The sequence below is a fragment of the Fructilactobacillus carniphilus genome (assembly GCF_024029675.1).
GTDB lineage: Bacteria > Bacillota > Bacilli > Lactobacillales > Lactobacillaceae > Fructilactobacillus > Fructilactobacillus carniphilus.
Map to the genome: position 1 here is coordinate 354,334 of NZ_CP097121.1, position 13,439 is coordinate 367,772.

Sequence of the window (13,439 nt, forward strand, 5' to 3'; positions counted from 1 at the left end):
GCATTCAACAGGTTGATTCATGGTAGGATTAAAGCAACGACATCGGGAAAGGATGATCTCTATATGACAGATTGGAAAGCAACTGCTGCTAAGTATCAAGATCAATATCTTGCAGATTTGAAACAACTGGTGGCGATTGACAGTTCACGTGACGTGGAAAATCAAACGGATGAATTTCCCCTGGGACCCGGCCCCGCTAAGGCCTTGGACCAATTCTTAGACTTTGGGAAACGCGACGGCTTTACGACGAAAAACATTGATAACGTGGTCGGCTACATTGAATACGGAACGGGTGATGATTACTTCGCCATCCTCGGTCACGCGGACACGGTTCCGGCGGGCAATGGTTGGGACACGAATCCTTTTGAACTTTTAATTCAAAATGGGCAAGCCATTGGGCGAGGAACTTCTGACGACAAGGGCCCAGCACTGGCTGCTTACTACGGTCTGCGGATTTTAAAGGATCTCGGGATTGAGCCCAAGCTAAAAATTCGGTTAATCATTGGAACTGACGAAGAAACGAACTGGACGGGCATGAACCGTTACTTTGAAACGGAACCTGCGCCTACGGCTGGTTTTTCACCAGACGCTGAATTTCCATTAATTAATGGTGAAAAGGGAAATGTTACCTTCGAAACCCATTTTGATGGGGACAGTGCGATCTCTGAACAACAATTGTTATCGTTCAAAGCGGGACTCAAGGAAAACATGGTGCCTCGGGATGCCGAAGCATTTGTGACGATGGAAGATCCTGATGCGGTCATGAAAGACTTTGATGCCTTTATTGAAAATGCGCCAGTTAGTGGAGTAGCCAGCATCATTGGGAAACAAATTCACTTTGAAGTGGTGGGAAAAGCAGCCCACGGAATGGAACCGCGCAACGGGATTAACGCCGGGACTTACCTAGCCATGTTCTTAAAACAACTACCGTTAGATCAACCCGGCACGAACTTCATTCGCTTTATTACCAACAACCTGCACGATGATTCACGGGCCCGGCAATTAGGATTGCAATTTACTGATGAAGTCATGGGTGACCTAACTATGAACGTTGGGTTAATGGATTACGATGCTGAAACGGGCGGCGTGGTTAACACCAACTTCCGTTATCCGAAGGGAATCACGCCAGCAGAGATTCAAGCACACTTGGAAAAGGCCGCAACCCCATATCAAGCAACGGTTACGCAGACCAACAACATGGAACCGCACTTTGTTCCTGCTGATGATCAGTTAGTCACTGATTTGATGAACGTGTACAAGGAACAAACGGGTGAAACTAACGCACAACCAGAGGTAGTCGGGGGCGGCACCTTTGCTCGCTTGATGGAACACGGAGTCGCCTTTGGTGCTCTTTTCCCGAATGCAACTGATACCATGCACCAAGCCAATGAATTCCAACCAGTGGCCGATTTAATGTTAGCAATTTCAATTTACGCGCAAGCCATCTTTACGGTCACTAAATAATTTGCGTGCTTCGATTGACAACGACATGGATTAGTTATATCGTTAAGGCAAATTAATATCTGATTGATGGAAGAGTTGAGTAATAAACCTTAAATCACAGAGAGTCTCCGGCTGGTGCGAGGAGATGATGGCGGGTTTTTGAAGATGGACTTGGAGTCATTAGCGGTGAATCATGAGCCGTTAACGGAGTGGTGGTCGTTATTACCACAGGGTTTGAGCTATGTTGATAGCTGTAACTCACGGAGGCTAGGGTAGTGATACGCTGGCGAAGTAAGGTGGTAACGCGAAGCATTCGTCCTTTTTAAGGATGAATGCTTTTTTATTTACAATCACTTTGAAGGGGGAATTAAGATGTCAAAAGCAGCACGCAGACTTATTTGGCTGGAGCTAATCGTTTTTGTAATCATTATGGGATACTTCAGTTTTGGGCGGGGAGCTGCCCAACAAAAGAATACGATTACCGTGGGAATCATGGCCGGATCAAAAGCGGAACAACAAATTTGGGATTCCGTAGCGCACACCGCCCAGCAAAAGTACGGATTGACGGTGAAATTCCAACGCTTTACTGATTACAGTCAACCGAATGCCGCATTGTCAAACCACAGCATTGACGTAAATGCCTTTCAAAACTATCCCTTTTTAGCTTTGTGGAACCAAAAGCACCACGACCACATCGTTGCGGTCGGGGATACCATCATCGAACCAATGCGGATTTACTCCTATCAAAGTAAGAGTGTTAATGATTTACCGGCCGGTAGTACCGTAACGATCCCCAATGACGCGAATAATGAATCGCGGGCGTTGTTTGTTTTGCAAAGCGCGGGACTCTTAAAGTTAAAACCTAACGTTAAACTTGCGGATGCACGTTCAATCGTTGCCAATCCCCGGAATCTAAAAATTAAAGAAGTGGATGCCAGTCAAACGGCGCGCTCTTTAAACGATGTAGGGGCCGCCGTTGTGAACGGAAACTACGCGCAAACCGCTTCGTTAGATCCCCACAAGGCCATCTTTACCGAACCGTTTAACCAAAATTCCAAGCAGTGGATTAACTTTATCGCCGCTAATCGGGATAATCGTAATGATCCACGGATTAAGAAATTAGTGAAGGCCTACCAAACGAAAGCGACAGCGAAAAAGATTAAACAGGTCTCTGGCATCAACCAAATTCCCGCTTGGAACCTCAAACTAAAGTAGAAAGGACGTTTCCTCATGAAAGCAGCAGAAAAAGTACAAATTTTACGTGATTTAATCCAAATTCCAACCGTTAATGGCAATGAAGCTGCCATCACGGACTACTTAGTTCGCTTGTTTCAAGAGCACGGAATCGCGAGTCAAGTCCAACCAATTACGGATGATAAAAGTCGCACCAATTTAATTGTTGAGATTGGTTCCGGAAAAACGGACCAAGTCTTTGGCTTTACTGGACATCAGGATACGGTAGCCGTGGGCGACGAAGCAGAATGGGAACATGCTCCGTTTGCTGCGACTGTGGTTGGGGATAAGTTGTACGGTCGGGGTGCCGCTGACATGAAGAGCGGCCTCGCTGCCGAAGTAATTGCGCTAATCGAGTTAGTGGAAGAACAGCGAGAAATTCCCGGCAAAATTCGGTTGTTAATTACGGCAGGTGAAGAATATGGTGCTCCTGGGGCCTACCAAATTGCTCCCAACCTGCTAACCGATTTAGATGCGTTAGTGGTCGGCGAAGCCACCGATGGGAACGTGACCTACGCGCACTCTGGCAGTTTTAACTACCGGATTGTGAGTCGGGGAAAAGCTGCCCACAGTTCGGTTCCAACGCACGGAATTAATGCCATTCAAGGATTGGTCAAGTACATCCAACGAGAAGCCCAAATTTTTGCCGACTTACCGGTTGACCCAACTCTCGGCCACGTGCAACACAGTGTGACGGTGATTCGTGGGGGAGAACAGGTGAACACGATTCCAGATGCCGCTGAATTATTGGGAAACGTGCGGCCGACGTCCGTATTTGGGAACCAGGCGGTGCGTAGGTTACTGCAAACCACGATTGATCAGTTAAACGCAAGCACCGATTACGAGCTAGAACTCCAGGTGATTCACGACTTTTATCCGGTTAAGAGTCAAGCAGATGATTGGTTAGTGCAAAAAGCAGTAGCGGTTTCGCAAGCGAACTATCCAGATCGACAAATTCAGGCCGGAATTGATAATGGAGCGACGGATGCCAGCGTGTTTGTGAAACAGAATGCGGACCTCCCCGTCATTGTGTTAGGACCCGATAAAGCCGGGACTTCCCATCAGCGGAGCGAACACACTACCATTAGCAGTTTTTTAGCCACGATTAACATTTATAAGGACTTGGCAACGCAATTTTTTGCAACCCAGGCCTAATAAAAGAGCACGATTAGAATTCATTTCTAACCGTGCTTTGTTGTTTAATTACAGTGTTTTTAGTTTTTCGTCAATTTGTTTTAAAACGATGGCTGTGTTTTCAGGATCCTGCAGGTCATAAGTTTGTAAATCAATCTTCATTTTGGGACTAACGTCGTAGTCTTCATACCATTGTTGGTATGCTTGCCACATTTTGTGATAGTAGGCCTCCAGTTCTGGATTATCGTCAAACTGTTCGTAGTCACGCCCCCGCTTTTTGATACGGGCCAGAATCGTGGGAAAATCAGCGTCGGCATACACCAATAAGTCGGGACGCTGCTTGGGCATTTCTTCAAGTTCGGCCATCATGTTATCCAATAGTTTGAGGTAAACTGATAGTTCGATGTCAGAAATGTTTCCAGCTGCATTATTTTCCTTGGTGAACAAGGCATCCTCGTAAATGGAGCGGTCCAGGACGTTATTGTCATCGGCGAGGGCCTTTTTAATCATCGCAAAGCGTTTGTTTAAAAAATAAATCTGTAACAAAAAGCCATATTGTTGGGGATTTTTGTAGTAGAGGGGTAAAACCGGATTATCCCCCACCGGTTCATAAAACGGTTTGGTGTGTAAGTGTTCAGCAATTTTACCGGTCAGCGTGGTTTTGCCGACCCCAATCATTCCAGCAGTAATTATCACCATAAAGAGCTCCTTCTTCTATAATAAGATTAGTATAGCACGCCCGTGAATTTCGAGAAAATAGCGGAGCCCGGCGCCGAGTTATGGTATCCTAGTAATAATTCGATTTAGTGATGGTGAGCAAATGAAGTGGTTAGATGGATTTTTAATTGTGGTGGGCTTGTTGATAATGGGTTGCAGTTACCTGGTAACGGGTCGGTTGCAAGTCGGAATTTTTCTATTAGGAGCGGGCATCGGAACTCAGGCACTCGTGATTCCGGCGGTCGTGTGGATCTGTCAACGTTATTTTAGCCATCCAGAAAGGGATGAAGAACAACCCCATGAACTTAAGTGAAATCGTTCAATTTATTAAGCGACTACTGGTGTTTATTATATTAGTTGGTCTAGTGACAGTGGTTCCCATACCAATGCTGTTGTTGCAACAATATCATTTTCAAACAGGAATCATAATTGGGATAATTGTAGGTTACATCTCTGTTTATCTAATCTCTATTTGGTTAGCCTATGAAGCTTATCGATGGGTTTGGCACCAACCTAACGGTAAATTGACTGCATCGAATTGGAAATTAATCTTTGTTTCGCTGTTTGAAATTTTTGCGGTGGAAATTGTGACTGTAATCGTGGCACAGTTGCTGCATCTCCCCGCTGGAAGTGAAAATAACCAGATTATTTACCAATTACTCTCTAGCAGTCCGGTTGTTTTGATTTTAATGAGCGCGGGAATGGTTTTTTTAACACCCATGCTAGAGGAATTAGTGTTTCGGGGATTTTTAATTCGCGGGGTCTTAAGCTGGGCACCAAATTGGCTTGCTATGATTATTAGTGGAATTGTTTTTTCTGCGGGGCACGCGAGCTCGAACTGGCTTAGTTTTTTGATTTATGCAGCGATGGGAGTGATTTTAGCCCGGGTTTATTTAAAGACGAATCGGATTCAGGCTTCCATGACCTTACATTTTCTCAATAATTTATTCGCAACAATCATGATGGTGATTTCCATTCTGGGAAACGCCCACTAGAGAAAGGATGATTAATTTGGACCTTACAGAATTTACTTATTATCAAAATTTAAAAAGTCGCTTAACCAAGGTACAAGCGGAATTACAAGAAGAACAACAGGAATACTTAGAACAGATGGGAAATCTGAATCAGCTGTATAACGACTATGATGTGGAAACGACTGAACAACTGGCCAACGCCCTAAATCATGGTGATGACGATCAGTTTACAACGGAAATTGAAACGGCCTTAACGAGTCATGACCGTGAATTCTTGTTAGAGAACGTTGCTACTTTGAATCCGAGCGAGGCGCAGGTCTTGGCCGCCATTCACGGTGAAGCAGATGATGTGGCTACTGAAGCAGTTAAGGTAGAGAAATTCTACCGGGAATTTGCGTTACCAATCATCGAACGACTACAAAATAACCGTATGATCCACGTCGAGGACTTAACGACTTCTGGAAGCAATAGCGATACGGTGGCAGAAATTAATTATTTCTCGACATTTGACGATTTTAAAGAAGATTTCAACGGAGCTGCTTACGTGGGTGAAGTAATCGAACAACGTTTGCAAGATCAAAAACCGATTAGTTTGATTATTACGGAACAAAATTATCCAAATGAATATGATGTAACGGTGATGCCAGAAAATGAGGAGGGATAAAGCATGGTAGATAAACGAGATTATAAGTATCCAGATACCCAGGCCTACGATCAGGTGATTAAGTTTTTGAACGATAACGGGGTAACCGTCCGCGATATTTCTAAGGTAACCTATAATTTACAAAAGCAATTTATTAGTATCCCTAGCATGGAATACGTTGATAAAATTGTGATTGACGTTTTGCATAAACGGGAAGTGTTAAATAACGCGTTAGTGGGAATGGAAATTGACCGCTTAGCCACCAATCATCAACTATCCGAACCGCTCCAAAGCATCGTGGAACATGATTTAGGGGTCTTTGGGGTTGATGAAACCCTAGCGTTAGGGATCGCTAACATCTATGGAACGATTGGAATTACCAACTACTGTGGTTTAGACACTAACAAGCAGGGCATTGTGAAGGAACTAGACCGGGAACAATCCCGAGTAACTACCTTTATTGATGATATTGTCGGAGCCGTGGCGGGAGCTGCTTCGGCTAAGATTGCCCACGAAAATTCATAAGTACCAAAAAATAGCAAAGTCCTGAACAGTAAGACATTGCTATTTTTTCTTTAATTATTTAATTTCGTTACGATATAAGCCCACGACTTTGCCGAGGATGACACAGTTGTTTAAGATGATTGGAGCCATCGAGTCATTTTCTGGTTGGAGGCGGAAGTGATCACTTTCCTTGTAAAATCGTTTACAAGTTGCTTCTCCTTCATCATTCATGGCAATTACAATTTCGCCATTTTCAGCATTGGGTTGGCGTTTCACAATTACCTGGTCGCCGTCTAGAATCCCAATGTTAATCATACTTTCCCCGCTAATGGTCAGCATGAAAAGGTCGGCTCGCTGGTTTTGCAGTTCCGCTGGAATTGGGAAGTAATCGGTTGCTTCTTGAACCGCTAAGATGGGTTCTCCTGCTGCTACGGTTCCTAAGAGTGGCATTTCGTTTTCAGTAGAGTTGGGCTGAATCCCCAAGGATCGAATCCCATCCTCCGTAATTTCTAAGGCTCGTGGCTTCGTGGGGTTTTTGGTGATGTAGCCCTTTTTTTCTAACCGAGAAAGGTGACCGTGAACCGTGGAAGTGGAAGACAGACCCACGGATTTCCCGATTTCTCGAACGGTCGGTGGATAGCCGTGGTCAATAACGTTGTCATAAATAAATTGTAAAATGGCCTGTTGTTTTGGGTTAGCTTGCGAAGACATGTAAACACCTCAAATTCGTTTAGTAGCAATGCTTTTAGCGTACCATAAAATTAGGAGTTTGCAAACGTTAGTTCGCCCGTTTCCTGTTTTATTATGATTGATTTCATGCTATTATTAAAGAAATTAAAAAAGGGAGTGGCAGAATGGCTGAAGATGAAAAATTAAAGCAGTTAATTCCACGGATTAATGAATTGGCAAAAAAGGCTAAATCAGACGTGGGTTTAACTGATGCAGAAAAAGCGGAACAAGAAAAATTACGTAAAGAATACCTCAAACGGTTTAAATCAAACTTTCGGACCCAACTTGAAATGACCCAGTTGTATGACAAAGACGGAAATGAAGTAACTCCCGAACCGGTCAAAGAAGCCCAACGCAAGAAAAATTTGCGTGACGATTAATCAATAACTGTTCAGAAAGAAGGAATTTAACTTGGCAACTTGGATTTGGATTTTACTAGTAATTTTAGCGCTAGTAGCAGGAGCAGCTGGTGGCTTTTTCATGGCCCGCAAGTACATGGAAAAATACTTAAAGGACAACCCACCGATTAACGAAGATCAGCTGCGAGCAATGATGTTACAAATGGGACAAAAACCATCGAAGAAAAAGCTGAATCAAATGATGATTGCAATGAAACGCAACGCTAAATAAGGCTAAAGAAAAAACCACTATTTAGTGGTTTTTTCTTTAGGATCATGATAAACGTAATCCGGATTAATTTCGTTATCGAGTTTGGTAAAAGCAGCTGCCATTTGGGTTTCGATGGCAGCTTGTTCCTCGTCGTTCAAGCGGTTGGATTTTTCGACATAAATGGGATCACCAAAGTTAATGTGGGCCCGTTTGCGTAAAAAGACCTGCTTTAAGGTTAAGGGACCTTGATAAACCACGGGTACCATTGGGACCTGGGCGGTTTTAGCGATTAAAGCCGCGCCTCCCTTTAATTTGGTTGAATGCCGTGTCCCAGAAGGAAAAATCAAAACGGAGAGATCAGTCTTACGTAAGACCTTAACGGGACGCTTAACGACTGAAATTCCAGGATTATGGCGATCAACCGGTTCCACGTTACACTTGCGTAATCCCCAGGCTAAGATGGGATTTTTAAATAATTCCTTTTTAGCAAGAAAGAAGAAGTGTTTGGGTAAGAGAACGACGCCAAAGAAGAGCATGTCAAACCAGGTTCGGTGCGGGGCAATTAAGACATAGTTACCAGCCGGAACCCTTTGCCGATTCCGTACGTCCGGTTTGCCGTTGAAGATGATGATGATCCATTTGATTACTGAAAAAGCAAACGAATAAAACAATCGTCTCATCCTTTCTGTTGAGATGTAAAATTAACCTTTAATAGTATACCATGTTTGCTGATAAAAAATGATGAGGAGAAAACGGATGGAGCAAGTGCAACTACGACCAGACGAACGAATCGACCAATTATACCGGAATCACATTCAAATCATTCAAAGTGATGCTGTGTTTTCCTTTTCGTTAGATGCGGTCATGCTGGCTCATTTTGCAAACGTAAAGCGCAGTGCCAAAGCCCAAATTGTGGACTTGTGTGCTGGAAATGGAGCGGTGGGTTTGTTTTTAAGTCAAAAAACGCACGGTCAGATTACAGAGGTCGAGATTCAATCCCGTTTGTGTGACATGACCGAGCGCAGTGTCCAGTTAAACCAATTGGAGCAACAGGTGCGGGTGGTCCATGCTGATCTTAAAGATAGTCTACACTACTTTGTCAAAGAATCGGTCGATGCGGTCACGGTCAATCCCCCGTATTTTCCTGTGCAAGCGACTAGCAAAAAAAATCCGAATCGTTATCTAGCAATTGCGCGCCACGAGTTAAAGACCAATCTAACTCAGGTAGTTACAACGGCTAGTGATCTTTTGAAAACCGGCGGGAAACTGTTTATGGTTCACCGACCGGACCGACTACCAGAGATTCTAACCGAATTACAAGCTCATCGGTTGGCTCCCAAGGAGATTCAGTTTGTTTATCCTCGGGCAAATCAGGATGCGAACATGGTTTTAATTGCAGCGCGTAAGGATGGGCAAGTCAGCGGACTCAAGGTCAGGCCTGCCATCGTTGTTTATGCAGGAGAAACGTATACCCCCTTTGTGCAGGAACTTTTATATGGAAGCAAATAAATTATTTTATTTTTACGTTCTGTTATGTGATGATGGGTCTTTTTACGGTGGCTTTACCACCGACGTGTCCAAACGATTTCAGACACATCGAAGCGGCAAGGGAGCTAAATATACCAAAGTGCACCGACCAGTGTCCGTGCTTTATTCAGAAGCCTTTACGGAGAAACGAGCAGCATTACAAGCTGAATATCGCTTTAAGCATCAATCTCGCCAGCAAAAAGAACGATTTTTACAAACGCAGGGCCTGAAGCCACGGCAATGGAGGTTGTCGAGCAATTAGGTTGTTTTTTGTGGCACTTTTTTGTATAATGAATTTCGGTATTAAATTACTAATACGCACCCAAGACGTTTTTCCTAGTAGTGCTCGTTTGAGTTCTGGGAATAATTTTGGGGAGGAAAAACTATTTTTTATGGAGGCTGATTATGGCTGTAGTAACAATGAAACAATTATTAGAAGCTGGGGTTCACTTCGGACACCAAACTCGTCGTTGGAATCCAAAGATGGCTAAGTACATCTTTACAGAACGGAATGGAATTTACATCATCGACTTACAAAAGACAGTGAAACTTCTGGGAGTTGCTTACAACTTCATGAAGGATTCTGCTGCTGATGACGCTGTGGTTCTGTTTGTAGGAACTAAGAAACAAGCACAAGATTCGGTTGAAGAAGAAGCTAAACGTTCTGGTGCTTTCTACGTGAACCACCGTTGGTTGGGGGGAACCTTGACTAACTGGAACACCATCCAAAAACGAATCAAGTACTTGAAAGATCTGAAGAAGATGGCTACTGACGGTACTTTTGAACGTTTGCCAAAGAAAGAAGCTTCATTATTAGTTAAGCAAACGGAAAAGTTGGAACGTTTCTTAGGCGGAATCGAAGACATGCCTAAGGTTCCGGATGTAATGTTCATCGTGGATCCTCACAAAGAACAAATTGCTTTGAAAGAAGCACAAAAATTAAACATTCCAGTAATTGCAATGGTTGATACTAACACTGATCCAGATGGAATTGATTACGTAATTCCTTCTAACGATGATGCCATTCGGGCCATTCGTTTGATTACTTCGACGATGGCTGACGCTATCATTGAAGGTCGTCAAGGTGAAGATGAAGTTAGTGAAGCATCCTTCGAACAAAGTGATGAAGAACCAGCTTCTGAAAACGAAGAATAATTAATTATCTGGCTGACTCTGTTTAGACCACTTCGGCCTAGGCGAGTCAGCTTTTTTAGACAAAAAGGAGTGCTAAGTGATGGCTAATATTACTGCTAAACAAGTAAAAGAATTACGGGACAAAACTAGTGCCGGAATGATGGACGCCAAAAAGGCTTTGGTTGAAGCTGATGGTGACGAACAAAAAGCAATTGAAATCTTGCGGGAAAAAGGGGTTGCTAAAGCACGTAAGAAGAGTGGAAACACTGCTGCAAACGGCTTAACCCAAGTAGCAATTGACGGTGACAAAGCTGCCATCGTGGAAGTTAACTCTGAAACGGACTTTGTGGCTGCCAACGATGACTTCAAGAACTTAGTGGACGCCATTGCTAGTGTTGTTGCTTTAGAACAACCTGAAGACGTGGCTGCTGCTTTGCAGTTATCCCTAGGTGATGACACGGTCGAAGATGCCATTATTCACACGAGCCAAATTACTGGAGAAAAGATTACGTTACGTCGGTTTGAAACCATGACTAAGAGCGGTGACCAAATCTTTGGTAAGTACCTACACAATGGTGGAGAAATTGGTGTCCTAGTTAAACTGGATGGCGCTAATGAAACGGTTGCTAAAGACGTTGCCATGCACGTGGCTGCTGAAAACCCAGAATTCTTAACGCAATCTGACATTTCTGCAGAACGGTTAGATCACGAAAAGGAAGAATTGAAGAAGGAAGCCTTAAACGAAGGTAAACCAGAGAACATCGTCGAAAAGATGGTTGCTGGTCGTTTGCACAAATTCTTAGCCGGAATTTGTTTAGCTGATCAACCATTCGTTAAGGATCAAGACCAAACGGTTGCCCAGTATGTGGAAAGCAATGGTGGTAAGTTAGCTGCTTTTGTTCGTTACCAAGTTGGTGAAGGAATCGAAGAAGCTACTGAAGCTGAAGACGAATAATCAATTCGACTAAAGACTAGCAATTAACGTTGCTAGTCTTTTTTTCTGCCGTTGCTGAGTCTGTTGTTAGATTACGATTTATGCTAAAATTAACGTAACAATTAATGCTTTCAGGGGGATATTTAATGGCTGACGTAAAATACAAGCGGGTTGTTTTAAAACTTAGTGGTGAAGCCCTGGCTGGTGCCAAGGGTTTTGGAATCAATCCGCCCGTAATTAAAAAGATTGCCGATGAAATTCGTGACGTTTACAATCAAGGGATTCAAATTGCGATTGTCGTGGGTGGTGGAAACATGTGGCGTGGAGAAGCCGGTGCCGAAATGGGAATGGAACGCGCTCAAGCTGATTACATCGGAATGTTATCCACGATTATGAATGGATTAGCATTGCAAGATAACCTAGAATCAGCGGGAGTTCCCACCCGATTACAAACTTCGATTGAAATGCGACAAATTGCAGAGCCATACATTCGCCGTAAAGCCGTGCGGCACCTAGAAAAAGGGCGAATCGTTATCTTTTCTGGAGGAACCGGTAATCCATACTTCTCAACGGATACGACGGCCGTTCTTCGAGCTGCTGAAATTGATGCTGATGCCATTTTGATGGCTAAAAACGGAGTGGACGGAATTTACTCGGCGGATCCAAACACTGATCCGGATGCCAAGAAGTTCACCAAGTTAACGCAAATGGATATCCTGAACAAAGGGTTACACGTGATGGATTCAACTGCCAGTTCCTTATCAATGGATAACGACATTCCACTGGTGGTCTTTAACCTGAATGAACCAGGGAACATTAAAAAGGTCATTGAAGGCCAAAATATTGGAACGATTGTGGAGGGAAAATAATGCCAATGAATACCAAAGAATTGACTCAAGAAACCAAACGAAAAATGGATCGCGCTCAGTCGGTCTTGGAGAATGATCTAGGACAAATGCGGGCTGGTCGGGCCAACGCTAGTATCTTAAAACCGGTGGTGGTTGACTACTACGGTGCGCAAACTCCATTAGCTCAAGTGGCTTCGATTTCAATTCCAGAACCACGGATGCTGATGATTTCTCCGTACGATAAAACCGCGTTAGAAAACATTGAAAAGGGAATTTTAGAAGCTGATTTAGGCTTAAATCCAATGAATGATGGTGATAACATTCGGATTCAAATTCCACAATTAACGAACGAACGGCGCCAAGAAATTGCGAAAAAAGCCAAGGCGACCGGAGAACAAAGCAAGGTGGCAGTTCGAAATGTTCGTCGCGAAGCAATGGATGCCATTAAACAAGCTAACAAAGATGATGAAGTTAACGATGACGAAGCACATCAGTTAGAAGATCAAATTCAAAAACTGACGGATAGTGCCATTAAAGGAATCGACCAAATCGTGAAGGATAAGCAAGCTTCCATCATGAACGACTAAGTTAGAGGAGTGGGCAACCATGGAAGATCAAGCAGTAACACCAGGAACCCCTGAGTTTGATAAGATGATGTTTAAGTTAAATCAACCCATTAATGCGGTTAATCAGACTCGGTTTCAGTTTAATGACCAGCAGCTAACGGAAATTCAACCGGGCATTTATGTCCTGCCTGCTTACGTCCAGGATGATTTTAACTTGTTCCTGGTAGGCTCTCAGCTCGTGCAGTCCGATTGGGTCCTTGCTTTTTCCCATGGTAAGATTGAAGCAGGCAATCAGGTTACGGATTTAAGCGATCCGATTCCCACCGGTGAGGGTTTGAACCAATTAGGCGTGCAAAGTCCCGCTGTTGCAAATGATTTGTTAGAGTATTTTGACCAGCTTGTTCAAGCAGGTGCGGGCGAATGGAATTTAATTAAGTAAAGGGT

General features: G+C 43.7%; 19 protein-coding genes. 16 read left to right on the forward strand and 3 right to left on the reverse strand.

Going from position 1 to position 13,439, the window contains the following annotated elements; genetic code table 11:
- Positions 1-63: 63 nt before the first annotated feature.
- The 3 genes from pepV to M3M37_RS01875 all read left to right on the forward strand — a co-directional run bounded on the left by pepV (position 64) and on the right by M3M37_RS01875 (position 3,831).
- A complete protein-coding gene (gene pepV, locus M3M37_RS01865; RefSeq protein ID WP_252795471.1) occupies positions 64-1,464 on the forward strand; it encodes a dipeptidase PepV in 1,401 nt (466 codons plus the stop codon).
- Between the two features lie 345 nt (positions 1,465-1,809).
- Positions 1,810-2,658, forward strand: a complete 849-nt coding sequence (locus M3M37_RS01870) for a MetQ/NlpA family ABC transporter substrate-binding protein (protein ID WP_420842979.1) — start codon at positions 1,810-1,812, stop codon at positions 2,656-2,658.
- A gap of 15 nt (positions 2,659-2,673) precedes the next feature.
- Positions 2,674-3,831, forward strand: a complete 1,158-nt coding sequence (locus M3M37_RS01875; RefSeq protein ID WP_252795473.1) for an ArgE/DapE family deacylase — start codon at positions 2,674-2,676, stop codon at positions 3,829-3,831.
- A 48-nt stretch (positions 3,832-3,879) separates the two neighbouring features.
- Here the strand turns inward: M3M37_RS01875 and M3M37_RS01880 are convergent, their stop codons facing one another.
- Positions 3,880-4,509: a deoxynucleoside kinase gene (locus M3M37_RS01880; protein WP_252795474.1), complete on the reverse strand. Its 630-nt coding sequence runs from the start codon at positions 4,507-4,509 to the stop codon at positions 3,880-3,882.
- A gap of 121 nt (positions 4,510-4,630) precedes the next feature.
- Here M3M37_RS01880 and M3M37_RS01885 point away from each other — a divergent pair, with 121 nt between their 5' ends.
- Genes M3M37_RS01885 through M3M37_RS01900 form a run of 4 tightly spaced genes read left to right on the forward strand, consistent with a single transcriptional unit; the run spans position 4,631 to position 6,669 of the window.
- Positions 4,631-4,840: a hypothetical protein gene (locus M3M37_RS01885; protein ID WP_252795475.1), complete on the forward strand. Its 210-nt coding sequence runs from the start codon at positions 4,631-4,633 to the stop codon at positions 4,838-4,840.
- Positions 4,827-5,522, forward strand: coding sequence for a CPBP family intramembrane glutamic endopeptidase (locus M3M37_RS01890; protein ID WP_252795476.1), 696 nt, complete (start codon positions 4,827-4,829; stop codon positions 5,520-5,522). The genes M3M37_RS01885 and M3M37_RS01890 overlap by 14 nt, the downstream gene beginning before the upstream one ends.
- A gap of 16 nt (positions 5,523-5,538) precedes the next feature.
- Positions 5,539-6,165 (forward strand): hypothetical protein, encoded by a 627-nt coding sequence (locus tag M3M37_RS01895; protein ID WP_252795477.1) that lies wholly within the window; start codon positions 5,539-5,541, stop codon positions 6,163-6,165.
- Between the two features lie 3 nt (positions 6,166-6,168).
- Positions 6,169-6,669, forward strand: a complete 501-nt coding sequence (locus M3M37_RS01900) for a phosphatidylglycerophosphatase A family protein (protein ID WP_252795478.1) — start codon at positions 6,169-6,171, stop codon at positions 6,667-6,669.
- A 54-nt stretch (positions 6,670-6,723) separates the two neighbouring features.
- On the opposite strand, the gene lexA is transcribed toward M3M37_RS01900, so the two are convergent.
- On the reverse strand, positions 6,724-7,359 hold the full coding sequence (lexA, locus tag M3M37_RS01905; RefSeq protein ID WP_252795479.1) for a transcriptional repressor LexA: 636 nt from the start codon (positions 7,357-7,359) through the stop codon (positions 6,724-6,726).
- A gap of 143 nt (positions 7,360-7,502) precedes the next feature.
- Between lexA and M3M37_RS01910 the strand changes: the two genes are divergently transcribed.
- Together M3M37_RS01910 and M3M37_RS01915 are read left to right on the forward strand one after the other, a co-directional pair.
- Positions 7,503-7,757, forward strand: coding sequence for a DUF896 domain-containing protein (locus M3M37_RS01910; RefSeq protein WP_252795480.1), 255 nt, complete (start codon positions 7,503-7,505; stop codon positions 7,755-7,757).
- A gap of 31 nt (positions 7,758-7,788) precedes the next feature.
- Entirely contained in the window at positions 7,789-8,007 is a 219-nt protein-coding gene (locus M3M37_RS01915) for a YneF family protein (RefSeq protein WP_252767098.1), read from the forward strand.
- 17 nt (positions 8,008-8,024) lie between these two features.
- Here the strand turns inward: M3M37_RS01915 and M3M37_RS01920 are convergent, their stop codons facing one another.
- Positions 8,025-8,657, reverse strand: coding sequence for a lysophospholipid acyltransferase family protein (locus M3M37_RS01920; RefSeq protein ID WP_252795481.1), 633 nt, complete (start codon positions 8,655-8,657; stop codon positions 8,025-8,027).
- Between the two features lie 85 nt (positions 8,658-8,742).
- On the opposite strand from M3M37_RS01920, the gene M3M37_RS01925 reads away from it, so the two are divergent.
- The 7 genes from M3M37_RS01925 (at position 8,743) to M3M37_RS01955 (ending at position 13,434) form a co-directional block, all read left to right on the forward strand.
- Positions 8,743-9,495, forward strand: a complete 753-nt coding sequence (locus M3M37_RS01925) for a tRNA1(Val) (adenine(37)-N6)-methyltransferase (RefSeq protein ID WP_252795482.1) — start codon at positions 8,743-8,745, stop codon at positions 9,493-9,495.
- Positions 9,482-9,775, forward strand: coding sequence for a GIY-YIG nuclease family protein (locus M3M37_RS01930; RefSeq protein WP_252795483.1), 294 nt, complete (start codon positions 9,482-9,484; stop codon positions 9,773-9,775). The genes M3M37_RS01925 and M3M37_RS01930 overlap by 14 nt, the downstream gene beginning before the upstream one ends.
- A gap of 143 nt (positions 9,776-9,918) precedes the next feature.
- Positions 9,919-10,668 (forward strand): 30S ribosomal protein S2, encoded by a 750-nt coding sequence (rpsB, locus tag M3M37_RS01935; protein WP_252767102.1) that lies wholly within the window; start codon positions 9,919-9,921, stop codon positions 10,666-10,668.
- A gap of 76 nt (positions 10,669-10,744) precedes the next feature.
- Entirely contained in the window at positions 10,745-11,602 is an 858-nt protein-coding gene (gene tsf / locus M3M37_RS01940) for a translation elongation factor Ts (RefSeq protein ID WP_252795484.1), read from the forward strand.
- 125 nt (positions 11,603-11,727) lie between these two features.
- Entirely contained in the window at positions 11,728-12,450 is a 723-nt protein-coding gene (gene pyrH, locus M3M37_RS01945; RefSeq protein WP_252795485.1) for a UMP kinase, read from the forward strand.
- Between the two features lie 5 nt (positions 12,451-12,455).
- Positions 12,456-13,016 (forward strand): ribosome recycling factor, encoded by a 561-nt coding sequence (frr, locus tag M3M37_RS01950; protein ID WP_338028734.1) that lies wholly within the window; start codon positions 12,456-12,458, stop codon positions 13,014-13,016.
- Between the two features lie 19 nt (positions 13,017-13,035).
- A complete protein-coding gene (locus tag M3M37_RS01955) occupies positions 13,036-13,434 on the forward strand; it encodes a hypothetical protein (protein ID WP_252795487.1) in 399 nt (132 codons plus the stop codon).
- The last annotated feature ends 5 nt before the right edge of the window (positions 13,435-13,439 follow it).